This is a genomic window from Weizmannia sp. FSL K6-0777 (assembly GCF_038593185.1).
Classification (GTDB): Bacteria; Bacillota; Bacilli; order Bacillales; family Bacillaceae_C; genus Weizmannia; species Weizmannia faecalis.
This window is the reverse complement of the sequence record NZ_CP151971.1, coordinates 1,803,747-1,828,913: the sequence shown is the minus strand read 5'-3', so window position 1 is coordinate 1,828,913 and position 25,167 is coordinate 1,803,747. Positions and strand designations below refer to the sequence as shown.

At 49.3% G+C, this 25,167-nt stretch carries 29 protein-coding genes and 1 riboswitch; of the genes, 28 read left to right on the top strand and 1 reads right to left on the bottom strand.

The window, feature by feature from the left end; all coding sequences use genetic code 11:
• The first annotated feature begins 91 nt into the window (after window positions 1–91).
• The 22 genes from mtrB to NST70_RS08460 all read left to right on the top strand — a co-directional run bounded on the left by mtrB (window position 92) and on the right by NST70_RS08460 (window position 18,800).
• Entirely contained in the window at window positions 92–322 is a 231-nt protein-coding gene (gene mtrB / locus NST70_RS08565; RefSeq protein ID WP_017550470.1) for a trp RNA-binding attenuation protein MtrB, read from the top strand.
• Window positions 323–418: 96 nt separating this feature from the next.
• Window positions 419–1,228, top strand: coding sequence for a heptaprenyl diphosphate synthase component 1 (locus tag NST70_RS08560; protein ID WP_061565202.1), 810 nt, complete (start codon window positions 419–421; stop codon window positions 1,226–1,228).
• Window positions 1,229–1,230: 2 nt separating this feature from the next.
• Entirely contained in the window at window positions 1,231–1,935 is a 705-nt protein-coding gene (locus NST70_RS08555; RefSeq protein ID WP_014098158.1) for a demethylmenaquinone methyltransferase, read from the top strand.
• 18 nt (window positions 1,936–1,953) lie between these two features.
• Window positions 1,954–2,916, top strand: a complete 963-nt coding sequence (gene hepT / locus NST70_RS08550) for a heptaprenyl diphosphate synthase component II (protein ID WP_014098159.1) — start codon at window positions 1,954–1,956, stop codon at window positions 2,914–2,916.
• A gap of 151 nt (window positions 2,917–3,067) precedes the next feature.
• On the top strand, window positions 3,068–3,514 hold the full coding sequence (gene ndk, locus NST70_RS08545) for a nucleoside-diphosphate kinase (RefSeq protein WP_014098160.1): 447 nt from the start codon (window positions 3,068–3,070) through the stop codon (window positions 3,512–3,514).
• Window positions 3,515–3,618: 104 nt separating this feature from the next.
• Window positions 3,619–4,407 (top strand): protein-glutamate O-methyltransferase CheR, encoded by a 789-nt coding sequence (locus tag NST70_RS08540; RefSeq protein WP_035184690.1) that lies wholly within the window; start codon window positions 3,619–3,621, stop codon window positions 4,405–4,407.
• A gap of 82 nt (window positions 4,408–4,489) precedes the next feature.
• Window positions 4,490–5,659 carry a chorismate synthase gene (gene aroC, locus NST70_RS08535; RefSeq protein WP_014098162.1) on the top strand — a complete coding sequence of 390 codons (1,170 nt, stop codon included), beginning with the start codon at window positions 4,490–4,492 and terminating at the stop codon, window positions 5,657–5,659.
• Window positions 5,660–6,742, top strand: a complete 1,083-nt coding sequence (gene aroB, locus NST70_RS08530) for a 3-dehydroquinate synthase (RefSeq protein WP_014098163.1) — start codon at window positions 5,660–5,662, stop codon at window positions 6,740–6,742.
• Window positions 6,739–7,101, top strand: a complete 363-nt coding sequence (aroH, locus tag NST70_RS08525) for a chorismate mutase (RefSeq protein WP_014098164.1) — start codon at window positions 6,739–6,741, stop codon at window positions 7,099–7,101. The genes aroB and aroH overlap by 4 nt, the downstream gene beginning before the upstream one ends.
• Before the next feature lie 91 nt (window positions 7,102–7,192).
• A complete protein-coding gene (gene hisC / locus NST70_RS08520; protein ID WP_014098165.1) occupies window positions 7,193–8,287 on the top strand; it encodes a histidinol-phosphate transaminase in 1,095 nt (364 codons plus the stop codon).
• Window positions 8,288–8,350: 63 nt separating this feature from the next.
• Entirely contained in the window at window positions 8,351–9,451 is a 1,101-nt protein-coding gene (locus NST70_RS08515) for a prephenate dehydrogenase (protein ID WP_014098166.1), read from the top strand.
• 15 nt (window positions 9,452–9,466) lie between these two features.
• Window positions 9,467–10,750, top strand: coding sequence for a 3-phosphoshikimate 1-carboxyvinyltransferase (aroA, locus tag NST70_RS08510; RefSeq protein ID WP_342474839.1), 1,284 nt, complete (start codon window positions 9,467–9,469; stop codon window positions 10,748–10,750).
• Window positions 10,751–11,208: 458 nt separating this feature from the next.
• Window positions 11,209–12,474 (top strand): tetratricopeptide repeat protein, encoded by a 1,266-nt coding sequence (locus NST70_RS08505; protein ID WP_035188073.1) that lies wholly within the window; start codon window positions 11,209–11,211, stop codon window positions 12,472–12,474.
• A gap of 135 nt (window positions 12,475–12,609) precedes the next feature.
• On the top strand, window positions 12,610–13,155 hold the full coding sequence (locus NST70_RS08500; protein ID WP_014098169.1) for a ReoY family proteolytic degradation factor: 546 nt from the start codon (window positions 12,610–12,612) through the stop codon (window positions 13,153–13,155).
• Between the two features lie 45 nt (window positions 13,156–13,200).
• On the top strand, window positions 13,201–13,662 hold the full coding sequence (locus NST70_RS08495) for a YpiF family protein (RefSeq protein ID WP_014098170.1): 462 nt from the start codon (window positions 13,201–13,203) through the stop codon (window positions 13,660–13,662).
• A gap of 162 nt (window positions 13,663–13,824) precedes the next feature.
• Window positions 13,825–14,337, top strand: a complete 513-nt coding sequence (locus tag NST70_RS08490) for a ubiquinol-cytochrome c reductase iron-sulfur subunit (RefSeq protein ID WP_013859496.1) — start codon at window positions 13,825–13,827, stop codon at window positions 14,335–14,337.
• 10 nt (window positions 14,338–14,347) lie between these two features.
• Window positions 14,348–15,022, top strand: a complete 675-nt coding sequence (locus NST70_RS08485; protein WP_013859495.1) for a cytochrome b6 — start codon at window positions 14,348–14,350, stop codon at window positions 15,020–15,022.
• Between the two features lie 38 nt (window positions 15,023–15,060).
• Complete coding sequence (locus NST70_RS08480) at window positions 15,061–15,825, top strand: menaquinol-cytochrome c reductase cytochrome b/c subunit (RefSeq protein WP_014098171.1); 765 nt, start codon at window positions 15,061–15,063, stop codon at window positions 15,823–15,825.
• A gap of 86 nt (window positions 15,826–15,911) precedes the next feature.
• Window positions 15,912–16,508 carry a DUF1405 domain-containing protein gene (locus NST70_RS08475; protein WP_326244516.1) on the top strand — a complete coding sequence of 199 codons (597 nt, stop codon included), beginning with the start codon at window positions 15,912–15,914 and terminating at the stop codon, window positions 16,506–16,508.
• A gap of 115 nt (window positions 16,509–16,623) precedes the next feature.
• Window positions 16,624–17,415 carry a sporulation protein YpjB gene (gene ypjB, locus NST70_RS08470; RefSeq protein WP_014098173.1) on the top strand — a complete coding sequence of 264 codons (792 nt, stop codon included), beginning with the start codon at window positions 16,624–16,626 and terminating at the stop codon, window positions 17,413–17,415.
• A gap of 63 nt (window positions 17,416–17,478) precedes the next feature.
• Window positions 17,479–18,165, top strand: a complete 687-nt coding sequence (locus tag NST70_RS08465; RefSeq protein ID WP_013859491.1) for a zinc metallopeptidase — start codon at window positions 17,479–17,481, stop codon at window positions 18,163–18,165.
• A 101-nt stretch (window positions 18,166–18,266) separates the two neighbouring features.
• Window positions 18,267–18,311, top strand: a riboswitch (PreQ1 riboswitch).
• Window positions 18,312–18,317: 6 nt separating this feature from the next.
• On the top strand, window positions 18,318–18,800 hold the full coding sequence (locus tag NST70_RS08460) for a QueT transporter family protein (RefSeq protein WP_017550459.1): 483 nt from the start codon (window positions 18,318–18,320) through the stop codon (window positions 18,798–18,800).
• Between the two features lie 26 nt (window positions 18,801–18,826).
• On the opposite strand, the gene NST70_RS08455 is transcribed toward NST70_RS08460, so the two are convergent.
• Window positions 18,827–19,690, bottom strand: coding sequence for a YitT family protein (locus NST70_RS08455; protein WP_014098176.1), 864 nt, complete (start codon window positions 19,688–19,690; stop codon window positions 18,827–18,829).
• A gap of 151 nt (window positions 19,691–19,841) precedes the next feature.
• Between NST70_RS08455 and NST70_RS08450 the strand changes: the two genes are divergently transcribed.
• Genes NST70_RS08450 through NST70_RS08425 form a run of 6 tightly spaced genes read left to right on the top strand, consistent with a single transcriptional unit; the run spans window position 19,842 to window position 25,006 of the window.
• Window positions 19,842–20,186: a nucleotide pyrophosphohydrolase gene (locus tag NST70_RS08450; protein ID WP_014098177.1), complete on the top strand. Its 345-nt coding sequence runs from the start codon at window positions 19,842–19,844 to the stop codon at window positions 20,184–20,186.
• Between the two features lie 6 nt (window positions 20,187–20,192).
• Window positions 20,193–20,993: a 4-hydroxy-tetrahydrodipicolinate reductase gene (dapB, locus tag NST70_RS08445; protein WP_013859487.1), complete on the top strand. Its 801-nt coding sequence runs from the start codon at window positions 20,193–20,195 to the stop codon at window positions 20,991–20,993.
• An 18-nt stretch (window positions 20,994–21,011) separates the two neighbouring features.
• Window positions 21,012–21,719 (top strand): bacillithiol biosynthesis deacetylase BshB1, encoded by a 708-nt coding sequence (bshB1, locus tag NST70_RS08440; RefSeq protein WP_014098178.1) that lies wholly within the window; start codon window positions 21,012–21,014, stop codon window positions 21,717–21,719.
• Window positions 21,716–22,900 (top strand): N-acetyl-alpha-D-glucosaminyl L-malate synthase BshA, encoded by a 1,185-nt coding sequence (gene bshA, locus NST70_RS08435; RefSeq protein ID WP_035188077.1) that lies wholly within the window; start codon window positions 21,716–21,718, stop codon window positions 22,898–22,900. Before bshB1 ends, bshA begins: the two co-directional genes overlap by 4 nt.
• Window positions 22,854–24,056 (top strand): CCA tRNA nucleotidyltransferase, encoded by a 1,203-nt coding sequence (locus tag NST70_RS08430; RefSeq protein ID WP_061577310.1) that lies wholly within the window; start codon window positions 22,854–22,856, stop codon window positions 24,054–24,056. Before bshA ends, NST70_RS08430 begins: the two co-directional genes overlap by 47 nt.
• On the top strand, window positions 24,029–25,006 hold the full coding sequence (locus NST70_RS08425) for a biotin--[acetyl-CoA-carboxylase] ligase (RefSeq protein ID WP_061087002.1): 978 nt from the start codon (window positions 24,029–24,031) through the stop codon (window positions 25,004–25,006). The genes NST70_RS08430 and NST70_RS08425 overlap by 28 nt, the downstream gene beginning before the upstream one ends.
• Window positions 25,007–25,167: the final 161 nt, after the last annotated feature.

Here is a 25,167-nt window from a genome sequence, read left to right as displayed (position 1 = left end):
CGCGGCGTTTCCGGCGCTTTGACTGTAAACGGCGCTGTGGTAAGATGAATATATGAAAAGTTTTTTAAACGAATAAAAAGGAGGCCCGAAAATGAAAGCAGAGGCGCAGGCGGATTATATCGTCGTGAAAGCGTTGCAGGACGGGGTGAGCGTCATTGGGCTGTCAAGGGGTACCGATACGAAGCTGAACCATACGGAAATGCTGGATGATGGCGAAGTGCTGGTCGCACAGTTTACCGAACATACTTCCATGATCAAGATTCGCGGTGAAGCGCAAATCATGACCGGCATCGGGAGTTTGCAAAGCGAAGCGAAAAAATAAACCGAAATCAATTTGTTAACGGCCGTTTTACATATGTGATATAATAAACTACAGCTTATTTTTAGGCCAGATCAACGAAGAAACGGGGAAAGGGTTATGTCATACCAGAGGGAGCAGCAAATTGCCGCAATCAAACAGGCGATTGAAGAAGAAGTGGCACACGACTATTTAAATCAGTTTATTGATGCCCCATACATAGATGAAGACCGGATTTTGCTTTTGATAAGCAGCCTTGCGGGGCAGCCGTATACGGAACATGAAGTGAAGCAGTTTGTTGCGACTGCCATGCTGATCCAGATTGCCCTTGACACCCATGAAAAAGTAACCAATGCAAATGAAAATCAAAAAAACCGCCAGCTTACTGTTCTAGCGGGGGATTATTTCAGCAGCCTTTACTACAAACTGCTTGCGGGCGTGCACAACGTCCGGCTTGTCGGCATACTGGCGGAAGGAATCAAATCCGTAAATGAATATAAAGTGATGCTTTACCAATTTGACGATTCCGACGCGGAAACGTTCGTCGGGCATTTGAAAAAAACCGAATCCGCGATTATTACTAAATTTATGCAGTTTTTCGGTTCGCAGCCGCTCATTCGTTTAAGCGAAGAACTGCTTTTGTTTAACCGGCTGTTAAGGGAAAAGGAACAGGCTGAAAACGGGAAGCGCTCCATCCTGTTTGAAGCCTTGAACAAAATGGCTTACCCGGGTGACGGGCGCCCTTTTGAGCAGCTGCCGCATGAGAAAAAGCGGAAACTGTTTTATATTTGTGAGAAGTATTTGAAAGAAAGCATCCGTGCGCTGCAGGCTGCGGCCATGTCGTGCGGAAACGAAATGCTTTCAGAGCGGATCCGCCTGCTGTTGGGGCGGTATGGCGATGCAACGAGATTATATGCGGAGGAAGGGTAACCATGATGCCAAAAGAAGAACGGGTACACGCCGTTTTCGAAAAAATTTCGCAAAACTACGACAGGATGAACTCGGTGATCAGCTTCAGCCAGCATAAACGGTGGCGGAAAGACCTGATGCGGAAAATGGCGGTAAGAGAAGGGAGCAACGCACTCGATCTGTGCTGCGGGACGGCGGACTGGACGATTGCCCTCGCACAGGCAGTGGGCGAATCCGGCAGTGTGACAGGGCTCGATTTCAGTGAAAGCATGCTTGAAGTCGGGAAGCGGAAAGTGGACACGCTTGGCTTAAAAAATGTCGCGCTCCGTTACGGAAATGCAATGGAACTGCCATTTGAAGATGCAACGTTTGATTATGTGACGGTCGGGTTCGGACTCAGGAATGTCCCGGACTACAAACAGGTTTTGCAGGAAATGTACAGGGTGCTGAAGCCCGGCGGCATGGCGGCCTGCCTGGAAACCTCCCAGCCGGTGATTCCCGGGTACAGGCAGCTTTATTACTTTTATTTCCGCCGGATCATGCCGCTTCTCGGACAATGGCTCGCAAAAAGCTACCGGGAATATTCCTGGCTTCAGGAATCGGCACTGCAGTTTCCGGGAATGGAAGAACTGGCGGCTGCTTTTTCCGATGCGGGTTTTGGCCGGATTTTGTACAAGCCGTTTGCCGGCGGGGCCGCAGCTGCACATATTGCCTTGAAAGAGAAATGATGATCGGATGGAGACGGAATGAAGGTACAAATGCTGTACTCGTTTTTAAAAACGGATATTGAGCTTATTGAACAAGAGCTGGCCAACGCTGTCGCATCAAACGCTGCTTTGATACAGCAGGCATCTGAAAGTTTGCTGAAAGCGGGAGGAAAAAGGATCCGCCCCGTATTTGTACTGCTCGGCGCGAAATTCGGAGATTACGAAATCGAACGTGTCAAAAATGTCGCTGTTGCACTGGAATTGATCCATATGGCATCGCTCGTGCACGATGATGTCATTGATGATGCCGAATTGCGCCGGGGAAAACCGACCGTAAAAGCCAAATGGGACAACCGGATTGCCATGTATACAGGCGATTATATTCTCGCAACCGCGCTTGAATATATTACAAAAGTGGAGGATCTCTCCGCCCACCAAATTCTGGCGGATACACTTGTTGAAGTGTGCGTCGGCGAAATTGAGCAAATTAAGGATAAATACCGGTTTCATCAAAATTTGCGCTGTTACTTAAGGCGGATCAAGCGGAAAACGGCGTTGCTGATTGCAGCTAGCTGCCAGCTCGGGGCGATTGCATCGGGCGCCGACGAAAACATCCACCGCCAATTGTACCGGTTTGGCTACAATGTCGGGATGAGCTATCAAATTATTGATGATATCCTGGATTTTACCGGCACGGAGAAGCAGCTTGGAAAACCGGCAGGCGAAGATTTGCGCCAGGGCAATGTAACGCTTCCGGTGCTTTTTGCAAGGGAAGACCCAAAAATCAGAAAAAAGCTGGAATATGTCCATGAGCACATGCCAAAAGCGGAGCTTGAAGACGTTGTCAGACTGGTCAAACAGTCCGGCGCGATCGAACGGTCTTATGCAGTGAGCAACTGCTATCTAGAGAAAGCGCTCGGTACGCTTGAGCAGCTTCCGGATACCCGTTTTAAAAAAATGCTGGCAGATTTGGCGCGTTATATGGGAAAAAGAAAGTTTTAAAAGAAAGCAGGGCTGCCGGGCAGTGCCCTGCGTTGGCGGCCCGGTTTTGAAGCGCTTACTTCAAACATATTGAGATTTTCCCGCCACCATGGTACGATTTTCTATGGCCAAGATGTCTTACATAGTAGAAATGCGAATGGAGTGGATGAAGATGGAAAGGACTTTTTTAATGGTAAAACCGGATGGGGTCAGCCGCCAGCTGATCGGCGAAATCGTTTCCCGCTTTGAAAAGAAAGGGTTTCGGCTTGCGGGGGCAAAATTGATGCAAATTTCGGATGAACTTGCAAAAAAGCATTACGCTGAGCATAAAGAACGCCCTTTTTTCAATGATCTCGTGGCATTTATTACTTCCGGTCCGGTCTTTGCCATGGTTTGGGAAGGCGAAAACATCATCGCTACCGCACGGCAAATGATGGGCAAAACGAATCCGGCCGAAGCCGCCCCGGGGACGATCCGCGGCGATTACGGCGTGATTGTCAGCAAAAACATTATTCACGGTTCCGACTCACCAGAAAGCGCGAAACGTGAAATTTCCCTGTTTTTCCGGGAAGATGAGCTGATCTCATACAGTCGGCCGGCGGATGCTTCGATTTATTAAATCATGCAAAAAAAGATTGGCGATCCTCTCCGCGCCAATCTTTTTTTATGTTAAAATAAACGGTATGAACCAACAAATCTGAATAAAAATACGGGGATTGCATAATGAAAACAGAACTGGATGATTACGGCCGGTTCATTGCGCAAGTCAAAAAGAAAACGGGGATCGATTTATCTTTGTATAAAGAAGCGCAAATGAAAAGAAGGCTGACGACATTATATGAAAAAAGAGGTTTTTCATCTTTCAGTGAATTTTTTCACGGATTGGACAAAAACGAACATTTGCTGGAAGAATTTTTGGACAGAATGACGATTAATGTTTCAGAATTTTATAGAAATAAGTCAAGATGGGATGTGCTCGAACGGAACATTTTGCCCGGGCTGCTGAAAGAAAAAGGAGAAAAACTGAAAATCTGGAGTGCCGCTTCTTCTACGGGCGAAGAACCGTATACGATGGCGATGATCTTGTCCAAGTATTTACCGCTTAATAAGATTCAGATTCTGGCGACCGATATTGATCAAAAAGCCCTGCAGAAAGCAGAAGCCGGCGTTTATTCCGAACGTTCGATCCTGGAAGTGCCGCGCGAAATGAAACAAAAATATTTTCAAAAAAGCAGCGGAGGTCCGTTCTATCGAATTGCGGACGAAATCAGGCGGGCGGTGGTGTTCAAACAACATAATTTGCTGCACGACCCTTATCCGGCAGCGGATCTGATTATTTGCCGGAACGTGCTGATTTATTTTACAGAAGAAGCCAAAGTGTCTGTTTACCGGAATTTCAGCAAAACGCTGTCGGCAAACGGCATATTATTTGTCGGCAGCACGGAGCAGATTTTCAATCCGGCTGCGTATGGATTTGAAATTGTAGACACCTTTTTCTATAGAAAAATATAAAGCGCTCCATCTATTCGATTTATAGCGATTGTGGTATAGTAATAGATATGTAATGCTTTAAAGTGATGAAGGGGGATGCAGAATGAGATATTTGACAGCAGGCGAGTCGCACGGCCCGGCGCTGACCACCATTATTGAAGGCCTTCCAGCGGGCATGCCGCTGACAGCTGAAGAAATTAACACTGACCTTGCCAGAAGGCAGAAAGGTTACGGCCGGGGACGGAGAATGCAGATAGAAAAGGACAGGGCAATCATTTCTGCCGGCGTTCGCCACGGATTGACGCTCGGTTCGCCGGTTGCGCTCACGGTTGAAAACAGGGACTGGGTGCACTGGAATAAGATCATGGGCATTGAGCCCCTTCCAGACGATGCGGACGATGTGAAACGGCGTGTGACCCGTCCGCGCCCGGGGCATGCCGATCTTGCCGGCGGGATCAAATACGGGCACAGGGATTTGCGCAATGTGCTCGAACGCTCTTCCGCACGCGAGACCACCGTTCGTGTGGCCGCCGGGGCTGTCGCGAAAAAACTGCTGAAAGAGCTCGGCATTGAAGTGGCCTCGCATGTGCTTGAAATCGGGGGTGTCCGCGCGGAAAAGGTGTCATATGATTCCCTTGCTTCCTTGCAGGAAAAAGCGGACGGTTCACCGGTACGCTGTTTGGATGACGGGGCGGCGCAAAAAATGATGGAAGCCATCGACACGGCAAAGAAAAACGGCGACTCGATCGGCGGCATTGTCGAAGTGATCGCAACCGGGATGCCGGCCGGTGTCGGCAGTTATGTTCATTACGACCGGAAGCTGGATGCAAAGCTGGCGCGCGCCATCATCAGCATCAATGCGTTTAAAGGGGTGGAATTCGGGCTTGGCTTTGAAATGGCACACCGGCCCGGGAGCGAAGTCCATGATGAAATCGCCTGGTCGGAAGAAACGGGCTATACGCGCAAAACGAACCGGCTCGGCGGCTTTGAAGGCGGTATGACAACCGGCATGCCGATTGTCGTAAGAGGTGTCATGAAGCCGATCCCGACATTGTATAAGCCGCTTCAAAGCGTTGATATCGAAACGAAGGAACCTTTTGCAGCGAGCATCGAACGTTCCGACAGCTGTGCGGTGCCGGCAGCGAGCGTCGTCTGTGAGGCCGTTGTCGCCTGGGAGCTGGCGGAAGCGATCACTGCCCAGTTTTACAGCGACAGGATGGATGTGCTGAAAAAAACGGTTGCGGAGCAAAGAGAATACGGAAGGTTGTTTTAAATGGAAACGATCATCATTGATACAGAAACAAAACAGTACCCGGTATACATAGCAAGCGGCGCGCTCCAGGAGCTGGGTCCGCTCGTCCGCAAATATACGCGCTGCATGGTCATAACAGATCAAAATGTCCGGCCGCTTCACTTGGACAAACTGCTTTCACAGCTTCCGGAAAGCGCGGAACAGTGTGTACTGACCGTGCCAGCTGGGGAAGATGCCAAAACGTTTGAAGTCTACCAAGAAGCTTTGACGTTTGCCGTGGAACATCATTTAGACCGGAAATCATGCATTCTTGCCTTTGGCGGGGGCGCGGTCGGCGATCTTGCCGGTTTTGTGGCGGCAACCTATATGCGCGGCATTGCGTTTATTCAAATCCCGACAACCATTTTGGCCCATGACAGCGCGGTCGGCGGCAAAGTAGCGATCAATCACCCGCTTGGAAAAAACCTCGTCGGCGCTTTTTACCAGCCGGAATTTGTATTGTATGACACAGATTTCCTGCGCACGCTCCCCAAAAAGCAGCTGTTAAGCGGATTTGCCGAACTTGTAAAGCATGCGCTTCTTTCGGATAAGGAGTTCCTTAAAGAATTGCAAACAAAGATTCCGGACGGCGGGCATCTTTTATCCCCGCATCTTCCGGACTTGTTGAAAAAAGGGATCAAAGTAAAGGCAGATATTGTCCGCAAAGATGAAAAAGAAACGGGTGTGCGTGCCTTTTTGAATTTCGGGCATACGCTTGGGCATGCCCTTGAGGCGCACGGCGGGTTCGGGAAAATCACCCATGGCGAAGCGGTCATGACCGGTATCGTCTACGCGCTTTTGATCAGCAGGGAACAGACCGGCCTTCAATTTGATTTGCCGCAATTTCTCAGCTGGATCGAAACGCTCGGCTATGATTGGAAAATTCCGGCTGGCGCAGCATTTGACGAAATCTATGCTTATATGAAACGCGATAAAAAAACAATTGCCGGCAATATTCACTTCGTCCTGCTTGAGTCTGTCGGCAAACCGGTGCTGGCTGAAGTGGACAAAGACCGGCTGAGCCGTCTGTTTCTGCTGCAGCAAAAGGGGGATTTGCATACATGATACGCGGAATACGCGGAGCGACTACGGTCGAGCGCGATCACGAAAGCGAAGTCCTTGCTGCTACTTCTGAGCTGATGAATGCCTTGATCGAAAAAAACGGGATCAAGCCGGACCGCGTTGCTTCCCTTTTGTTCTCGGCAACAGCCGATATCCGTTCGGCTTTTCCTTCGAAAGTCATGCGCCAATTCAGCGGCTGGAAGTATGTCCCGATTATGAATATGCAAGAAATTCCGGTTGAAGGAAGCCTTGTCCGCTGCATCCGTATCCTGATCCATGTCGACACGGACATTGGGCAGGAGGACATAAAACATGTGTATTTGCGCCGTGCAGCCGTGCTTCGTCCGGATTTAACAAAATAAGAGAATGCTAACGTGTCACGAACCGAAAGGAGAGAATGCGATCACCCCCTGGCTTGCGCTCTTGCATGGAAGCAGGGGACTCTCGCTAAAGATGATGAAATGGAGAACAAAAATTACGGATTTGCATGCATATGTGCCCGGAAAGACCATTGATGAAGTGAAAAAACAATACAGGCTCGATTCAATCGTGAAACTGGCATCCAATGAAAATCCGTTCGGCTATTCCCCGAAAGTGGATGAGGCTTTGAAAAACTTTCAGCCTGCTTTTACCCGTTATCCGGACGGGCACGCCTTACAACTGAGACAGAAAATGGCCGCACATCTCGGCGTTGATCCAACCGAACTGATTTTTACAAACGGGACGGACGAACTGATCCAAATCGTTTCCAGGTCACTCCTCGAACCAGGCAAAAATACGGTGATGGCCGCACCGACATTTTCCCAATACAAACATAATGCCATCATCGAGGGCGCCGAAGTCCGTGAAGTACCCTTAAAAGACGGGCGGCATGACCTGGAGGCGATGCTCGGGCAAATTGATGAAAACACGGCGGTTGTCTGGATTTGCAGCCCGAACAATCCGACGGGGACGTATACGACCGAACAGGAGTTGACCGCTTTTCTTGACCGCGTGCCGGAAGACGTGCTCGTTTTTATCGATGAAGCGTACAGCGAATACGTGGTCGCAAAAGATTACGAACAGGCGCTGACATTATTCCGCCGGTATCATCATTTGATTGTCAGCCGGACATTTTCGAAAATTTACGGACTGGCCGGTTTACGCGTCGGCTACGGGATTGCCGATCGAACGATCATCCAAAAGCTCGAGCCGGTGCGCCCGCCATTTAATACCAATGTCCTTGGCCAGCTGGCTGCCCAGGCGGCGTTGGAGGACCAGGCGTTTATCCAGAGCTGCCGCGACAAAAACCGGCAGGGGCTCGAACACTTTTATGCGTTTTGCCGCCGCAACAGCCTTGCATTTTACCCGTCGCAGGCAAATTTTATTTTAATCGATTTTCAATGCGATAGTGAGGAAGTTTGCCGGTTTTTGCTTGGCAGGGGATATATCGTCCGCTCCGGGGAAGCGCTCGGGATGCCGGGGACGGTCCGGGTGACCATCGGGTCGGAAGAACAGAACCGGGGCGTACTCGGGGCGATCGGGGCTTTTCTGGAAAGCCGCAAATGAACTTGACAACGGCGGGCCTTTTGACAGCAAAAGGCCGCCTTTTTACAAAAAGAGGTGGCACCTTTGAAAGGAAATGTGTTTGTGATCGGGCTCGGGTTAATCGGGGGATCCATTGCACTAGCGATTAAAAAGGAACATCCGGAAGCCAAGGTCACAGGGTATGATGCCAAATTGGAAGAAATGAAAATGGCAAAAGCCCTGATGGTCGTGGATGATTACGTGGAAACGATCCAAGACGGCGTGCGTGGCGCGGATTTAATTATATTGGCCACGCCGGTGCTTGTAACGGAAAAATTGATCGGGCAGCTCGGGCAAATGGAATTGAAGGAAAATGTGATCATCACCGATACGGGCAGCACGAAAGAAAGCATCATGGCAAAGGCGCAGCGGCTCGCCGGCAACAACACCGTTTTTATCGGCGGGCATCCGATGGCCGGTTCCCATAAAAGCGGCGTTACGGCCGCCAGCCTGTCCCTGTTTGAAAATGCCTTTTATTTGCTTACGCCTTTCCATGAACAAGATCAGCGGACGGAAGAATTGAAACAGTGGCTGAAAGGAACAAAGGCAAATTTCATCACCGTTTCTCCGGAAATGCATGATGAAATGGTTGCGGTCATCAGCCATTTTCCGCATGTTATCGCAGCGTCACTTGTCCATCTTGTGAAAGATGCAGATGCGGAATATCCCCTTTTAAAAAGGCTTGCTGCCGGAGGTTTCCGTGATATTACACGGATTGCCTCCTCAAGCCCGCAAATGTGGGCGGACATCTCTTGCGGTAACAGGGAAAACCTGATCAGGCTTTTGGATAGATGGGCGAAAAATCTTCAGGAAGTGAAAAAGGCGCTTGCAGACAACAAGTATGAGCTTCTCCACCGCTTTTATGCGGAAGCGAAACAATACCGCGACTGCCTTCCAATCAGCGGATCGGGCGCAATCCCGTCTTTTTACGATTTATTTGTCGATATTCCGGATGTCCCGGGGGTTGTTTCTCAAATTACCAATAAACTGGCGGAAAAAGGAATCTCTATTACGAATATCCGCATCCTTGAGGCGCGGGAAGATATATACGGCGTGCTCCGGATCAGTTTTCGCTCGGAAAACGACCGCGATCTAGCCATGAATCTTTTAAAAAAAGAAACCCCGCATGAAGTCTATATCCAATAGAAGGTGGTGGCTGCAATGGAAAAATTGGCACCCGCGCAAACAGGGTTAAAAGGTACGATTAAAGTTCCGGGGGATAAATCGATTTCCCACCGGTCGGTTATGTTTGCCGCTGTCGCCAGGGGAAAAACGATGGTAGAAAATTTTCTCCCCGGCGCCGACTGTTTGAGCACCATTCATTGTTTTCAGCAAATGAGCGTGCCGATCGAACGGGATGGCACCCGGGTGGTGATTGCTGGAAAAGGATGGGACGGTTTGGCGGAGCCGGAAACGGTGCTCGATACCGGAAACTCCGGTACGACGACCCGCCTGATGCTCGGTCTTCTTGCCGGCCGGCCCTTCCATTCGGTCATTGCCGGCGACGAATCGATTGCAAAGCGCCCAATGCAGCGCGTCACAAAACCGCTTTGCGAAATGGGCGCGCACATTGACGGAAGAATGGGCGGCAATTTCACCCCTCTTTCTATAAGGGGCGGGGCGCTTCAGGGAATCGAATACCGGCTGCCTGTTGCAAGCGCGCAAGTAAAATCCGCGCTTCTTTTAGCCGGTCTTCAGGCAGACGGCACTACAATCGTGTATGAGCCGCAGCCCACCCGCGACCATACTGAACGAATGATCCGGGCATTTGGCGGCGAGGTCAGGACGGAAGGGAGAACAATTTCCGTCCGGGGCGGCACGGTTTTCCATGGCACGGAGATCGTTGTGCCCGGCGATATCTCATCCGCCGCCTTTTTTATGGCTGCTGCTTCGCTCGTGCCTGGGAGTGAAATCGTCTTGCCGGATGTCGGGCTCAATCCGACCCGTGCCGGGATCATTGACGTTTTAAAGCAAATGGGCGCGGATATGGAAGTGGTCGAAACACATGCCCCATCTGACGGCGAGCAAACAGGCACGTTGGTGATCCGTCCGGCTGCTTTACAAGGCGTTGAAATCGGCGGCGGGCTGATTCCGCGCCTCATTGATGAAATTCCAATCATTGCCCTTCTTGCTACACAGGCGGAAGGCAGGACAGTCATAAAAGATGCCGCAGAACTGAAAGTGAAAGAGACAAACCGGATTGACACGGTTGTCCGGGAATTAAAGAAACTGGGCGCCCATATTGAAGCGACAGCGGATGGCATGATCATTGAAGGCCCTTGCCGGCTTTCAGGCGGGACGGTGGAAAGCCACGGGGATCATAGAATCGGGATGATGCTTGCCGTTGCATCACTTGTGGCAAAGGATGCTGTCTGCCTGAAAGGGGCGGAAGCAATCGCCGTATCATACCCGCAGTTTTTTGATGATCTGAAATCCGTTCTGTAACGGCTTTAGACGCCTATTGAAAACAGGCACCAGCAAAAGAATGAAAATCAGCCGGTGCCTGTTTTCAGGATAACAGAGAACAGCCTGATCATGATGCCCGTGGAAAAGCGGGGTGCGGAAATTCAAAATCCCGTGCCCCGCTTTATTTTTGCTGTGAAAAAAAGGGATTTTCATGCACGGCGGAGAAATACTTAAACAGGGAACCCGGAAAGGCAAATGATTTGCCCTGGCCTTCAAAATTCATTATGATTTAGCCAAAGGCCACCCGCGGTTTTTCCTGCAGGCAAGTGGGCTCCGGGAAAAGGGCGATTGCCATTTCACCAGGGGACCGGGGGAGCACTTTTAGCGGCAACCGGGGATTTTGGCTTTGCAAGATTCTGGCTTTGCAAAAATCCCGCGGCTAACGTTGCAAAAGGTTCAGCAAAAGGAAACACATCAAAGATTAAAGGAAGATTTTCATGAGCTTAATGGAACAATTGTTGGATCATTTGGAAGAAGGCCGGCTCGAGGAGGCGAAAAAAACATTTGAAGATTTTCTCGCGCTCGGCACGGACGAAGAGAAATATGCGCTTGCCGGGCAGCTTGAGGGCCTCGGTTTTCTGAATGAAGCACAGCAATTATATAAAGATTTGCTTGCGTCTTATCCGGATGACGGCGAGCTTGTGATCTTAATGGCGGAAACGCTTATTGATATGGACAAGGAAGAAGAAGCCATATTATACCTCGACCGCATTCCGGAGACGGACCCCGATTACCCGCGTGCACTGCTTTTGCTTGCGGATTTGTATCAAATGCAGGGCCTGTATGAGGTCAGCGAAAACAAACTGATGGAAGCTGCATCGCTTTTGCCGGAAGAACCTGTCATCCATTTTGCGCTTGCCGAGTTCTACGCTTCCTGTGCCCGATATGCGGAAGCTTCCCGTGAATATGAGTGGCTTTTGGGCAAAGGGATCGATACATTTGCGGATACAAACATCCACGGGCGCCTTGCAGAAGTGCTGAGCGCAGCGGGCGCGTTTGAAGAGGCCTTGCACCAATATGAGCATGCGATGGAAGGCCGCTTTGAGGCGAACACATTATTTGGATATGCCTTAACCGCGTACCAGGCAGGATTTTATGAAAAAGCGATAGAGCTGTTTGAAGAATTGCGGGAAACGGATCCCGGCTACCATCCGCTTTACCTGTATCTTGGCCGTGCATATGAGCACGAACAAATGCCGGAAGAAGCGCTTGCTGCTGCTGAAAAGGGCATAAAAGAAGACGAGTATGATAAAGAACTTTATCATTTTGCTGGAAAAATGGCTACAAAAGCAGGCGATGAGGAAAAAGCGGAAAATTATTTTAAAAAAGCGCTGGAACTGGATCCCGGCTATTTGGATGCGGCCCTTTCCTACAACGAGCTGCTGCTTCAAAAGGAGCGGTACGAAGAAGTCCGTGACCGGGCCCTCAGCATGGAAAAAGAAGGGGATACCGACCCTCGGCTTTACTGGGATCTGGCCATATCGCTTAAGCATTTGGAAGAATATTCTCAGGCATTAAAGTATTATGGATATGCATATAATGATTTACAAAACGACACGGTGTTTCTGGAGGATTACGGTTATTTCCTGATTGAAGAAGGGAGAAGGAAAGAGGCTTACGGCATTTTCCAAAAGCTTTTGCGCGAAGATCCGGCAAATGATGAATGGATTGCACTTCTTGAAAGGCTTGAAGACGGAAATTAATTGCGGCCATCGTTGCCGGACTTTTTCGTAGGCGGTTTAGACGGGAAAAGGTATAATGAAGGTGTAAACCAATGTTTTATCAAAAAAGCTGCCCGCTGTAAACACGGCCATTCAATTTGCAGAGGAGGGATTACGATGGCTCTCACCCCTGTTTCAATCAACGAGAAAAAGGAGTTTATCCGTTGGTTTTTAAATCATTACCAATTAAAAAGACGGGAGTCAGTCTGGATTTTGAATTATTTAATGAGCCACGACCAGCTGATGGAAAAAGTCCATTTCGTCGAGGAAGCGCATCTTTGTCCGCGCGGCATTATCATGTCGACGCATTGCGTGGACAATGTGCCGTTCCGCTTTTATAAAGATAATATTATGACAACGGATGCGGAAAAGTCTTTCCATGATATCCGGCTGAACCGTGAGGAAGACATTTATATCCAGCTCAATTTCAAAAAATCCCATTTATCGTACCAGTATGCGGCTGTGCTTGAAGAAAACCCGTATATGCCGAAAGATCTCCATATAAACGAGACAGACCGGCAAATGGCGGAAAAATTATTGGAAAAAAGCATGAAAGACTTTAAACGGAATAAACTGCGGGAAGAAATCGACAAAGCGCTCGATGAGAAAGATTACGGCCGTTTTGTCGAATTAAGCGGGGAGATGAAAAAACTGGATGATTAATCTTTCCGGTTTCTGCCCGCGGGGAAAATGAAAGGGGTATCATCTGTGCGCTGGCGTGCAAAAGACATGGAATTGTATCAACAGGAACGTTACTTTATTGACACGGCAGTCCTGCCGCTTGTCCCGGTTTCATTCGGAGACCATATCCGACAGCTCGCTTCCGGATATGAATGGATCCAGATGATCGCAGGCTGCCTCGAGTCGCAATTTAAAGGCCGGATTGTTTTGCTGCCCGCTTTCCCTTATTTGCAGCAGACGATCCCGGACAGTGCGGGGCCTGCCATCAAGTCATGGGAAGCCGAATTGACTGAAAGCGGGTTCCGGCATATTTTTTATTTGACCAGCGATCCCGGCTGGCAAAGGCTTCAGGCCGAACTGAACGGAAATGTGGTCTGGCTACCGGCTGTCCCACTTGAACATATGGAACAAAAACAGCAGGATGCCATTGTAGATGAACAGGTAAAACAGCTTATCTCCATTATTGTCCGGTCATGGGGAGAAAACTGAAAAAGTTATATTAAAATATCAGTTTATTTCGAGTAGAAAGATACTTGACATAAAATAGACAATATTCATTGACCGGCAAATATCTTTGTTTTATCATAAGAGTGTATTTGCTACATCTTGAAAATATTAGGAAACCAACAGTTCTGTAAGGGGGGGAACAGGTTGAGCAAAAAAGATCCGGTGTCAAGGAGGCAGTTTTTAAATTACACGCTGATGGGCGTAGGCGGATTTATGGCTGCGGGTGCGCTGATGCCGATGCTCCGTTTTGCCGTCGACCCGGTGCTCGAGGCGGAAGCAGCCGGCGACTTTCATCCAACCAAATTGAAAGTTTCTGATATTAAGAGCGAACCGGTGCGTGTCGATTTTAAATACGAACAGACGGACGGCTGGTATAAGTCGGATGTCACCCAGACGGCCTGGGTGTATAAAGACAGTAAAGGCGATATTGTGGCGCTTTCACCGGTTTGCAAACATCTTGGCTGTACCGTGAACTGGAATACGAACAAAGCGCATCCGAATCAGTTTTTTTGCCCCTGCCACGGCGGACGGTATGAGAAAAACGGGAAAAACATACCGGGAACACCACCTTCCGCGCCTTTGGATGCATACCCTGTCAAAACAAAGGGCGGCTATCTGTACCTGGGCAAACCGCAGAAAAATCCATATGTGAAGTGAGGGGGAAGAGATGCTTAGCAAATTGTATGACTGGGTCGACGAGCGCCTTGATATTACGCCGCTTTGGCGGGATATTGCTGACCATGAAGTGCCGGAGCATGTCAACCCGGCGCACCATTTTTCCGCTTTTGTCTATTGTTTTGGGGGGCTCACTTTTTTTATAACAGCCATCCAGATTCTGTCGGGTATGTTTTTAACGATGTACTATGTTCCGGATATTAAAAATGCCTGGCACTCTGTCTATTATTTGCAGCATGATGTGGCATACGGCCAGATTGTGAGAGGAATGCACCACTGGGGGGCAAGCCTCGTCATCGTCATGATGTTTTTACATACGCTGCGGGTGTTTTTCCAGGGCGCATACAAGAAGCCGCGCGAGCTGAACTGGATTGTCGGCGTGCTCATCTTTTTCGTCATGCTCGGGCTCGGCCTCACCGGTTATTTGCTTCCGTGGGATATGAAAGCGCTTTTTGCGACAAAAGTCAGCCTGCAGATTGCGGATTCGGTGCCGTTTATCGGGCCGTATATTAAAACGCTTTTGGCCGGCCATCCGGATATTGTCGGTGCCCAGACGCTGACGAGATTTTTTGCCATCCATGTCTTTTTCCTGCCAGCGGTGCTGATGCTGCTTTTGGCAGCCCATTTTTTGATGATCCGCAAGCAGGGAATTTCCGGACCGCTGTAATGAATAAGTATCCATAACGGGCAAAAGGAGGGGGAAGGATGCATCGCGGAAAAGGAATGAGATTTGTTGGTGATTCCAGAATTAATGCGGACCGCAAACCGAATATTCCTAAGGATTACTCGGAGTATCCCGGTAAAACGGAAGCTTTTTGGCCGAACTTTTTGCTGAAAGAGTGGCTCGTCGGCGCTGTTTTTCTCGTCGGCTTTTTATGTCTCACTGCCGCACACCCGTCGCCGCTTGAACGAATTGCGGACCCGACGGATACGAGTTATATTCCGATGCCGGACTGGTATTTTCTATTCCTGTATGAACTATTAAAGTATACTTATTCTTCCGGCCCGTACCAGGTGATCGGGCTCGCGATCCCGGGCGTTGCTTTTCTTGCACTGCTGTTGGCACCGTTTATTGACCGCGGCCCTAAGCGGCGGCCGCTTGATAGGCCCCTTGCAACCGGGTTTATGCTGCTCGCGGTTTGTGCAATATTCTACCTGACATGGGAAGCGGCGGCCCACCACGATTGGAAAAAAGCGAAAGAGCAGGGGAAAATCGTGAAACAGGTTGCCATTGACAAAAACGCAGAAGGCTATAAAATATTTGCCAAGCAGACGTGTGTGACGTGCCACGGAGAAAATCTCCAGGGCAGTGCGGCAGCCCCTTCTTTAGTCGGCACAGGCTTAAGTGCGGATGAAATCGCAAAAATCGCCAAAAAAGGCAAGGGGAAAATGCCGCCTAACCAATTTAAAGGCTCGGATCAGGATTTGAAAAAACTGGCGGATTATATCGCCGGGCTAAAATCGAAATAAAAGCAAAAAAGCCGGCAAAAGCCGGCTTTTTTCGTGCTGTCTGTTTTGTTAAAATGAATCTATCTTTTTTGAAATGGGGGAAGACGATGAATGGACCGGCATTGTATGCGGCGCTGGCAGACAGGCGTGTCCTTTGGATGCTTTTTTTAGCCAATGCTGCAGGGACCATTTATGGTTACATTTGGTACGGGTGGCAGCTTCGCGATACGCCGCCTGCGTTTTGGCTGTTTGTCCCGGACAGCCCGACCGCAAGCCTGTTCTTTCTGTTTGTGCTGCTTGCCTTTTTATGGCGGAAACACTGGCCGTATGTGGAGGCACTTGCAATGGTGACGCTTTTTAAATACGGGATTTGGGCGGTTGCGATGAACCTTCTCGTACTGATCGTAAACGGCTCATTGCCATGGCAGGGATATATGCTGATGGCTTCCCATTTGGCAATGGCGATAGAGGGAATATTGTATGCGCCGCTTTACCAATTCAAATGGAAGCATCTTTTGGTTGCGGCGGTATGGACTTTGCACAATGATATTATTGACTACGTTTTTATGCAGTTTCCCCGGTACGAAGATGTATACCGGTATATCCGTGAAATCGGCTATTTTACCTTTTGGCTGAGCATCCTTTCTCTTTTGCTTGCATACCGGTTTGCCGTGCACAAAAGGCGGCTCCGCCTCGAACTTTAAATCGCTTTTTCCGTCGGCAGAAAGCAGGAATCCCCGAAATGGACGCCGGGCTGTTTTTATGGTCTACTCTTGTCCCTCCCTTCATAAGTTAGTAACAGTATGAGGGGGGACAAGGATGAGGAGAAAAGTAGTGATCCTTCTTTGTGTGTTCATGTTAAGTTTTGCCGGAAAAAGTTTTGCAAAAGGTTCGGATGATGCTTTGGCACATTTAAATGACCTAAGCGACGAGGCATTGCAGCTGGCGAAAAACGGGCAATATGCAGAAGCAAAAAATGTGCTGAATGAATTTTCGAAAACATTTTCCAGGCAATCGTTTAAAAATAAACGTTTAACGATGGATGAATTGAGAGTTTTGACCGTCACCCATGATGAAGCGGTAAAGGCGTTGACGAAAGTAAGCGCAGAGCCTGAGGAGAAAGTGGATGCCTGCACGTCATTCCGGCTCGTGGTGGATGCGATCCAATCGAAGTATCAGCCGCTCTGGACGCAGATGGAAGGGCCGGTGATGTCTTCATTTACAGAGGTGCAAAAAGCAGCCGCAACAGGGAAGCGCGAAACGTACAACGAAAAATTAAACCTGTTCCTCAAACAATATGCAGTGATCGAGCCGAGTTTAAGAGTGGATCTGCCGGTTGAAAAAATACAGCGGCTCGATTCGAAAATCGCTTATATTGATCGTTATCGGGACAAGGTGGCAGGCAGCGGGTCCGGAAAAAAGGAACTGGAGGCGCTCCGGACAGATTTGAAGCAGCTGTTTGAAGCCATGAAGGAAGATGAAGCCGACCCCTCCCTCTGGTGGATTATGATTTCCACCGGCAGCATCATCATTCTTACTTTATCGTATGTCGGATGGAGAAAATACAAAGGGCAAAAAGAAGAGCGTCACGAGACCGATCATATGGATTGACCTTTTGACCTTATTCGGATACAATAAAGGTAAGATTACCATGGAGGGTATGGAGGGTGGCAAATGTCGTTTTTGATTTACTATCTCATTTTGGCAATCATTCCGATCTGGGCCCAGCTGAAGGTAAAAAACACATACAGCAAGTATGAAAAGGTCGCAAATGCATCCGGCATGACAGGCGCCGAGGTGGCAAGGATGATCTTGGACGAAAATGGCTTATACCATGTGAAAGTGCTGGAACACAGCGGCTTTCTAAGCGACCATTACAATCCGATTAACAAAACGGTCAATTTGTCGACTGCCAACTACCACGGGCGTTCGATTGCGGGGGCTGCTGTTGCGGCGCACGAATGCGGACACGCCATTCAGGATAAAGTCAATTACGGGCCGCTCCGTTTCCGTCACCGCCTCGTGCCTGTGGCGAATATCGGCAGCAATGCCTCTTGGATTTTTATTTTGATCGGGATGTTCACGCATGCGACAGGCATGTTCCTGCTCGGGATCATTCTCATGGGGCTTGCCGTGTTGTTTCAGCTTGTGACATTGCCGGTTGAATTCAATGCATCGTCCCGTGCGCTTGCACAAGTCACATCGCTCGGCATTGTCCGCGGCGGGGAAGAAAGGGAAGCGCGCAAAGTGTTATCGGCTGCCGCGCTCACATATGTGGCTGCCGCGGCTGTTGCGGTCATTGAACTGCTGCGTTTAATCCTCATCTTTACCAACTTAAACGGCAATAACAACAATAATTAACAGTACGAAAAGCTTTCCGGGGTGAATCGGCAACCCGGAAAGCTTTTTTTGTCTTGCTGCATGTTCTAGTTTGCATTATAATGAAGAAGTTTGGTTGTTTCCAACCCGTGGTTCGAAACCATCCCACGTAAAAAAACTAAGGAGAGATGCATATGAAACTGAAAACACTCGTCGTCAACGGGATTGTCGCGGCGCTGTATATTGCGGTGACATTTTTTATTCAGCCGCTTGCGTTTATGAACATCCAGTTCCGTGTTTCTGAAATTTTTAACCATCTCGTTGTGTTTAACAAGAAGTATATGATTGGCATTGTATTAGGCGTTTTTCTCTCAAACTTGTTTTTCTCGCCGATCAAGTATGATATGTTCATCGGCACGGGTCAGTCCGTCCTTGCGCTTGCGATTACCATTTTATCCGCACGGTTTATAAAGGGCGTCTGGGGGCAGATGATCCTTAATTCCATTGCTTTTACGGCCTCCATGTTTATTATCGCATGGGAAATGCAATGGTTTAACGGCGTGCCTTTCTTTTTCGGCTGGCTGACGGCAGGGATCGGTGAACTTGCTGTGATGCTGATTGGTATGCCGGTCATCTACCTGATCAACAAACGCCTGCATTTTGAAAAACAGATTTAAAAAAGAGCTGCCGCGGCAGCTCTTTTTTAATCTTCAATCGGCTGTTTGTTCTCATCGAGTGTAAAGCCTTCCCCGAGCACATCATGGACCTCCATCATCGACACAAAGGCATGGGGGTCAACGGAATGGATAATGCCTTTTAAACGGGACACCTCATGTTTTCCGACGACACAGTACAGCACATCCCGGTCCTGTTTCGTGAACATACCGTGCCCGCGAAAAACCGTAACGCCGCGGTCCATCTGCTTCATAATTTTCTCGGCAATTTCATCATGCTTGTCCGAAATGATAAAAGCGCCTCTTGCCGTATAGGCCCCTTCCTGCAGAAAATCGACAACACGCGAGCCGACAAAAACGGCAACGAGCGTGTACATCGCTTCACGGTAATGCAGATAGGTGATAAGCGACAGCGTAATCACGCATGCGTCGAACATGAACATGGTCCTGCCCATCGCCACGCCTTTATATTTAAACACGAGCCTGGCAATGATATCGACGCCTCCAGATGTCCCCCCGTAGCGGAAGATAATGCCGAGACCGACGCCGATAAATACCCCGGCAAACAGCGCCGCAAGAAACATATCATCGCGAAGCGGAATATGGAAATGTTTCTTCTCAAAAATCCATAAAAAAAGAGAGGAGCCGACCGTCCCGACCAGTGTATAGTAAAACGATTTTTTTCCAAGTAGCTTCCATCCCACAAAAAATACGGGAATATTCAAAATCAGATTGGAGTAAGAGGGGTTGATATGAAATAAATAGTAAAGCAGCAGCGTAATTCCGGTAAAACCGCCTTCCGCCAGATGGTTCTGAATATTAAAATGGACAATGCCAAAGGCAAAGATGCAAGAGCCGAGCAGGATAAAAAAGATGTTTTTCATTTTCAGCATAATCCGTATCCTCCTTCCCCGGTATATATCCGGCGTTCCCATTATAGCGAAAGCGGTACAAAAGGGCAATCAGGCAGAGAGAAAAGCAAATATATGATTTGTAAAATCTGCCGTTTTTGGCTAACATGGAAGAGGATTACAGGATTGGGGGATGAAAATGGCAGAAAACAAATCGATCCGGCAAATGCAAAAAGAAGTCGATGATTATATCAGCCAGTTTGAAGAAGGGTACTTCAGTCCGCTTGCGCTTACAGCAAGGCTGACGGAAGAACTTGGGGAGCTGGCGCGCGAAATCAATCATTATTACGGGGAAAAACCGAAAAAACCGGATGAGAAGCCGAAAACCGTAGCAGAAGAGCTCGGCGATTTGCTGTTTGTCGTCATTTGCATGGCAAATGCTTTACATATTGATTTACAGGAAGCCCATACAATGGTTTTGCAGAAATTTAACACGCGTGATAAAGACAGATGGACGCGAAAAGAGCAGGAGGAGTAATGAAACATGGATGATATTCGGATTATTGTTGCCGGGGCCCGCGGGAAAATGGGGAGCGAGGCGGTCCGGCTGATCGAGCGGACGGAACATTTTAAACTCGTTGGCGTAGTGGACAGGACTTTTGATGGCAAACTGTTCAATGATGTATCCGATTATAACGGCGAACCGGTCCGGGTGTATACCGACCCGGAAGCATGCCTTGAAAATTGCCCGGCGGATGTATGGATTGATTTGACGGTGCCGAAAGCAGGGTTCCTCCATGCGAAAACGGCCCTTGCACATGGTGTCCGCCCGGTTGTCGGGACGACCGGGTTTACCGATGCGGAACTGGAAGAACTAAAGGCCGTTTCCGCACAAAAAGGAATCGGCTGTATCATTGCACCAAATTTTGCAATCGGGGCAGTGCTGATGATGAAATTTGCGCAAATGGCGGCGAAATATTTCCCGGATGTGGAAATCATCGAGCTACACCATGACCGGAAAAAAGATGCCCCGTCCGGCACGAGCGTAAAAACGGCGCAAATGATCTCGGAAGCAAGAAGAAAAAAAACACAGGGGCATCCGGATGAAAAAGAAACATTACAAGGTGCAAGAGGCGCGGATTTTGAAGGCATGCATATCCACAGCGTCCGCCTGCCCGGCCTTGTCGCCCACCAGGAAGTGCTGTTCGGCGGGGACGGCCAGCTGCTTACGATCCGCCATGACTCGATGGATCGCGCCTCTTTCATGTCAGGGGTGAAAGTAGCCGTTGAAACGGTGATGAACCTCAATACATTTGTTTATGGGCTCGAAAATATTTTGGATTAACCGGAAGGAGGAAAGGAAATGGCCGGCAAGGTGGATATTCTCGCTTTCGGGGCCCATGCCGACGATGTCGAAATCGGCATGGCGGCATCTATTGCCAAATGGGCATCAATGGGGAAAAAAATTGCGATATGCGATTTGACAGAAGCGGAGCTGTCTTCGAACGGGACGGTTGAAAACCGCAAAAAAGAGGCGCAAAAATCGGCAGCCTGCCTCGGGGTTAGAGAAAGAGTAACGCTGAAATTGCCGGACCGCGGCCTTTTTATGCAAGCGGACGCTATCCGCGCCGTTACCGGTGTCATCCGGAAGTTTCAGCCGGATGTCGTGTTTGCGCCTTTTCATGAAGACCGCCATCCCGATCACGGTAACTGCGGCAGGCTTACAGAGGAAGCCTTTTTTTCGGCCGGCATCGGGAAATACCGTTCTGAACCGGATCTTCCTTCCCATAAACCGAAACATCTTTATTTTTATATGGTAAACGGTTTTCATCCGCCCGATTTTGTCGTCGATGTCACCAATTTTATGGACAAAAAACTTGAGAGCCTCCATGCCTATGAAAGCCAGTTTTCGATACGGGAAAGAAGTGTCCATACACCGCTTACGGATGGCTATATTGAAGCGGTCACCGCGCGTGAGAGGATGTTCGGGAAAGAGCTCGGGGTGAAATATGCAGAAGGGTTTTTAAGCAAAAAACCGGTTCTTGTGAATTTGGATGTGCTCGACTTATGAAAAAGTTAAAAATCGGGATTACGTGCTATCCGACCGTAGGCGGATCCGGCGTCATTGCAACGGAACTCGGCCAGCTGCTTGCCGAAAACGGCCACGAGATCCATTTTATTACCTCGAGTGTCCCGTTTCGGCTCAATAAAATGTACCCGAATATTTATACCCATCAGGTGGAAGTGAACCAGTACGCCGTCTTTCAATATCCGCCTTATGATATTGCGCTTGCCTCTAAGATCGCAGAAGTGGCGGAAAGGGAAAAGCTGGATGTGCTCCATGTCCATTATGCAATTCCACACGCCATCTGCGCCATTCTCGGCAAAATGATGGCCGGCACCCGGATGAAAATCGTGACCACCCTGCATGGCACGGACATCACTGTGCTCGGGTATGACCCGTCGCTTGTTTCCGCCATCCGGTTCGGGATTGAACAGTCGGATGCAGTAACGGCCGTTTCTGAAGCGCTCGTCCGGCAAACGTACGATTTGATCTGGCCGCAGAAAAACATTTCGACGGTTTATAATTTTGTCGATGAACGCGTATACCGGAAAAGGGAGGCAGGCCATTTAAAACAGGATTACGGCATTTCGGAAAAGGAAAAAGTGCTGATTCACGTTTCCAATTTCCGGGCGGTAAAGCGCGTGCCCGATGTCGTCAAGGCTTTTGCGAAAGTGCGGGCACAAATGCCGGCGAAACTGCTTCTTGTCGGCGACGGGCCGGAAATGACCGTCGTCTCCCGGCTCGTTGCCCAATTCGGTATAGAAAAAGATGTCTTGTTTTTAGGAAAGCAGGACCGGCTCGAGGAGCTGTACGCAATCAGCGACCTGATGCTGCTTTTATCGGAAAAGGAAAGTTTCGGCCTTGTTGCGCTTGAAGCGATGGCGTGCGGTGTCCCGTGCATTGGCACCCGGGTTGGCGGCATTCCGGAAGTCATCACAGACGGGGTGAACGGCTATTTGTGCGCGTTGGGTGATGTGAGCGACGTTGCCCGAAAAGCCGTCCGGCTGCTTGAGGATCCAGGCCTTTATGCTGCATTTTCGAAAGCGTGCGAAAAGACGGTAAAAGAGAAATTTTATTCCCGCAACATTTTGAAACAATACGAACAAATATATGAACAAACGGTAAATGAGGTTGATGGACATGCTCCCGCCATTTCAGACGGCGCTTCCCATTATCCGGACGCTTGAAGACGCAGGGTTCCAAGCTTTTTTTGTCGGGGGCTCGATCCGCGATAGCCTGCTCGGGCGGCCGGTGCACGATGTCGATATTGCCACCTCGGCAAAACCGGAAGAGGTAAAGGCGCTTTTTAAACATACTGTTGACATCGGCATTGAACATGGAACAGTGCTTGTATTATATAAAGGAAACCAGTACGAGATCACGACGTTCCGGACCGAGTCGGCCTATAAAGATTACCGGCGCCCGGAATCGGTTGAATATGTGGACTCATTGCTTGAAGATTTAAAACGGCGCGACTTCACGATGAATGCGATGGCGATGGATAAAAACGGGAAACTGATTGATCCGTTTAGAGGCAGTGAAGCCATCCGGATGAAGCGGATTGAAACGGTCGGATCCCCTGAAGAAAGATTCCGGGAAGACGCGCTCCGGATGATGCGGGCCGCCCGGTTTACAAGTCAGCTCGGTTTTGGTATTGAACCCGGGACGAAGCAGGCCATCCGGCGCCATGCACCGCTTATCCGGCATATTGCTGTTGAGCGGATAACCCAGGAATTTATCAAATTGCTGGAAGGAGAGCATCCGTATGAAGCGCTTCAACTGCTTGAGGAAACCGGGCTGCTCGGGTTTCTCCCCGGTCTTTGCGGCAGGGAAGCGCAACTTTTTTCCGCCCTGCACCCGGTGTTAAACGAATTGTCAGAACAGCAGCTTTGGGTGTACCTTGTTGCCGCCGCGAACCCGGAAGATGCCAACGCTTTTTTGCGAAAATGGAAACTGCCGAATGAAAAACGGAAAGCCATCGTGCGTACGCTCAGCTTTTTCAGGATGCGCGCCGGGCGAAAGTGGGATCCGCTTATGCTCTACGATGCCGGCGAACAAACGGCATTGGATGCTGAAGCGGTTTTCTGTGCTTTTCGCCGCGAAAACCCGGCGCCCCGCATTTCCGCTCTCCGGCAGGCTTTCCAGAAATTGCCGGTGAAAAACCGCAGCGAGCTGGCAATCGACGGGAAAAAGCTGATGGCGCTTTTTTCGAAAAAAGGCGGCCCGTGGCTGAAAGAAATGCTCCGTGAGATTGAAAAAGCGCTGATAAACGGCGAAATCGAAAACCAATATGAGGCAATCCGGAGGTGGGTTTTGTGCAAATATCCACAAGAGAAAAAATAATAGAATTGCTGACGGAAGCTGGGGACGGCTTTGTATCGGGAGAAACGCTGGCGAAAAAGCTGAACTGCTCGCGGGCGGCGGTTTGGAAGCATATGGAAGAGCTGCGCAAAGAAGGTTTTGAATTGGAAGCGGTTCGGAAAAAAGGCTACCGGATTAAAGGAACGGGCGACAAAGTGACGGAAAATGAAATCCGGTACGGGCTCGGGACAAAACGGCTTGCAAGAAACATTCATTACCGGGAAACGATCGATTCTACCCAGCGGCTTGCGCACCAGCTCGTACAGGAAGGCTGTCCTGATGGCACGCTTGTGATTGCAGAGCAGCAGACGGGAGGAAGGGGCAGGCTCAGGCGGTCCTGGTATTCCCCTAAATATACCGGTATCTGGATGAGTATTGTCCTGCGGCCGGATCTTCCGCCGCAAATGGCGCCCCCGTTTACGCTCATTGCCGCCGTTGCGGTCGCACAGGCAATCGAAGAAACAGCGGGGATTGTGCCGGAGATCAAATGGCCGAATGACCTGTTAATCGGCGGAAAAAAATGCGCAGGGATCCTGACAGAGCTTGAAGCGGACACGGATCGGATCCAGGCGGTGATCACAGGGATCGGGATCAATGTAAACGAAACCGATTTCCCGGACCCCTTAAAATCGATCGCAACATCCCTTTCCCTTGCTTCTGGTAAAAAAGTAAAACGCGCGCTGCTCATTCAGCGCATCCTTGAGAAATTGGAAAAATACGAGGAAATTTATCTCCAAAACGGTTTTGCGCCGCTTAAAATTTTATGGGAAAGCTATGCCAATGTGGCAGGGAAAAAAATCACGGCGCATACGTTAAAAGGGGATATTTCAGGGCGTGCGGTCGGCATCACGGATGACGGCGTGCTCCAGCTTGAAGAGGAAGACGGACAGATGCATGCCATTTACTCCGCAGATATTGAAATCGAACGTTAAAAAATTGAAAAAATTTTTGGCCGGATATAGCGCAATCTGGCCATTCCTGCTATAATCAACTTGGGTAGTATCTATTTCGGAACTATACCAATTCAGCTTTTTATACAAAATAGATTCTGCCTTGATCCTTAAACGGACGGGGACAGAGGGCCAAAATGAAC

What these genes read in the sequence shown, in the direction of transcription:
- mtrB (WP_017550470.1), top strand. Translation starts at nt 92, where the DNA reads ATGAAAGCAGAGGCGCAGGCGGATTATATCGTCGTGAAAGCGTTGCAG.
- NST70_RS08560 (WP_061565202.1), top strand. Translation starts at nt 419, where the DNA reads ATGTCATACCAGAGGGAGCAGCAAATTGCCGCAATCAAACAGGCGATT.
- NST70_RS08555 (WP_014098158.1), top strand. Translation starts at nt 1,231, where the DNA reads ATGATGCCAAAAGAAGAACGGGTACACGCCGTTTTCGAAAAAATTTCG.
- hepT (WP_014098159.1), top strand. Translation starts at nt 1,954, where the DNA reads ATGAAGGTACAAATGCTGTACTCGTTTTTAAAAACGGATATTGAGCTT.
- ndk (WP_014098160.1), top strand. Translation starts at nt 3,068, where the DNA reads ATGGAAAGGACTTTTTTAATGGTAAAACCGGATGGGGTCAGCCGCCAG.
- NST70_RS08540 (WP_035184690.1), top strand. Translation starts at nt 3,619, where the DNA reads ATGAAAACAGAACTGGATGATTACGGCCGGTTCATTGCGCAAGTCAAA.
- aroC (WP_014098162.1), top strand. Translation starts at nt 4,490, where the DNA reads ATGAGATATTTGACAGCAGGCGAGTCGCACGGCCCGGCGCTGACCACC.
- aroB (WP_014098163.1), top strand. Translation starts at nt 5,660, where the DNA reads ATGGAAACGATCATCATTGATACAGAAACAAAACAGTACCCGGTATAC.
- aroH (WP_014098164.1), top strand. Translation starts at nt 6,739, where the DNA reads ATGATACGCGGAATACGCGGAGCGACTACGGTCGAGCGCGATCACGAA.
- hisC (WP_014098165.1), top strand. Translation starts at nt 7,193, where the DNA reads ATGATGAAATGGAGAACAAAAATTACGGATTTGCATGCATATGTGCCC.
- aroA (WP_342474839.1), top strand. Translation starts at nt 9,467, where the DNA reads ATGGAAAAATTGGCACCCGCGCAAACAGGGTTAAAAGGTACGATTAAA.
- NST70_RS08505 (WP_035188073.1), top strand. Translation starts at nt 11,209, where the DNA reads ATGAGCTTAATGGAACAATTGTTGGATCATTTGGAAGAAGGCCGGCTC.
- NST70_RS08500 (WP_014098169.1), top strand. Translation starts at nt 12,610, where the DNA reads ATGGCTCTCACCCCTGTTTCAATCAACGAGAAAAAGGAGTTTATCCGT.
- NST70_RS08485 (WP_013859495.1), top strand. Translation starts at nt 14,348, where the DNA reads ATGCTTAGCAAATTGTATGACTGGGTCGACGAGCGCCTTGATATTACG.
- NST70_RS08480 (WP_014098171.1), top strand. Translation starts at nt 15,061, where the DNA reads ATGCATCGCGGAAAAGGAATGAGATTTGTTGGTGATTCCAGAATTAAT.
- NST70_RS08475 (WP_326244516.1), top strand. Translation starts at nt 15,912, where the DNA reads ATGAATGGACCGGCATTGTATGCGGCGCTGGCAGACAGGCGTGTCCTT.
- ypjB (WP_014098173.1), top strand. Translation starts at nt 16,624, where the DNA reads ATGAGGAGAAAAGTAGTGATCCTTCTTTGTGTGTTCATGTTAAGTTTT.
- NST70_RS08465 (WP_013859491.1), top strand. Translation starts at nt 17,479, where the DNA reads ATGTCGTTTTTGATTTACTATCTCATTTTGGCAATCATTCCGATCTGG.
- NST70_RS08460 (WP_017550459.1), top strand. Translation starts at nt 18,318, where the DNA reads ATGAAACTGAAAACACTCGTCGTCAACGGGATTGTCGCGGCGCTGTAT.
- NST70_RS08455 (WP_014098176.1), bottom strand. Translation starts at nt 19,690, where the DNA reads ATGCTGAAAATGAAAAACATCTTTTTTATCCTGCTCGGCTCTTGCATC.
- NST70_RS08450 (WP_014098177.1), top strand. Translation starts at nt 19,842, where the DNA reads ATGAAAATGGCAGAAAACAAATCGATCCGGCAAATGCAAAAAGAAGTC.
- dapB (WP_013859487.1), top strand. Translation starts at nt 20,193, where the DNA reads ATGGATGATATTCGGATTATTGTTGCCGGGGCCCGCGGGAAAATGGGG.
- bshB1 (WP_014098178.1), top strand. Translation starts at nt 21,012, where the DNA reads ATGGCCGGCAAGGTGGATATTCTCGCTTTCGGGGCCCATGCCGACGAT.
- bshA (WP_035188077.1), top strand. Translation starts at nt 21,716, where the DNA reads ATGAAAAAGTTAAAAATCGGGATTACGTGCTATCCGACCGTAGGCGGA.
- NST70_RS08430 (WP_061577310.1), top strand. Translation starts at nt 22,854, where the DNA reads ATGCTCCCGCCATTTCAGACGGCGCTTCCCATTATCCGGACGCTTGAA.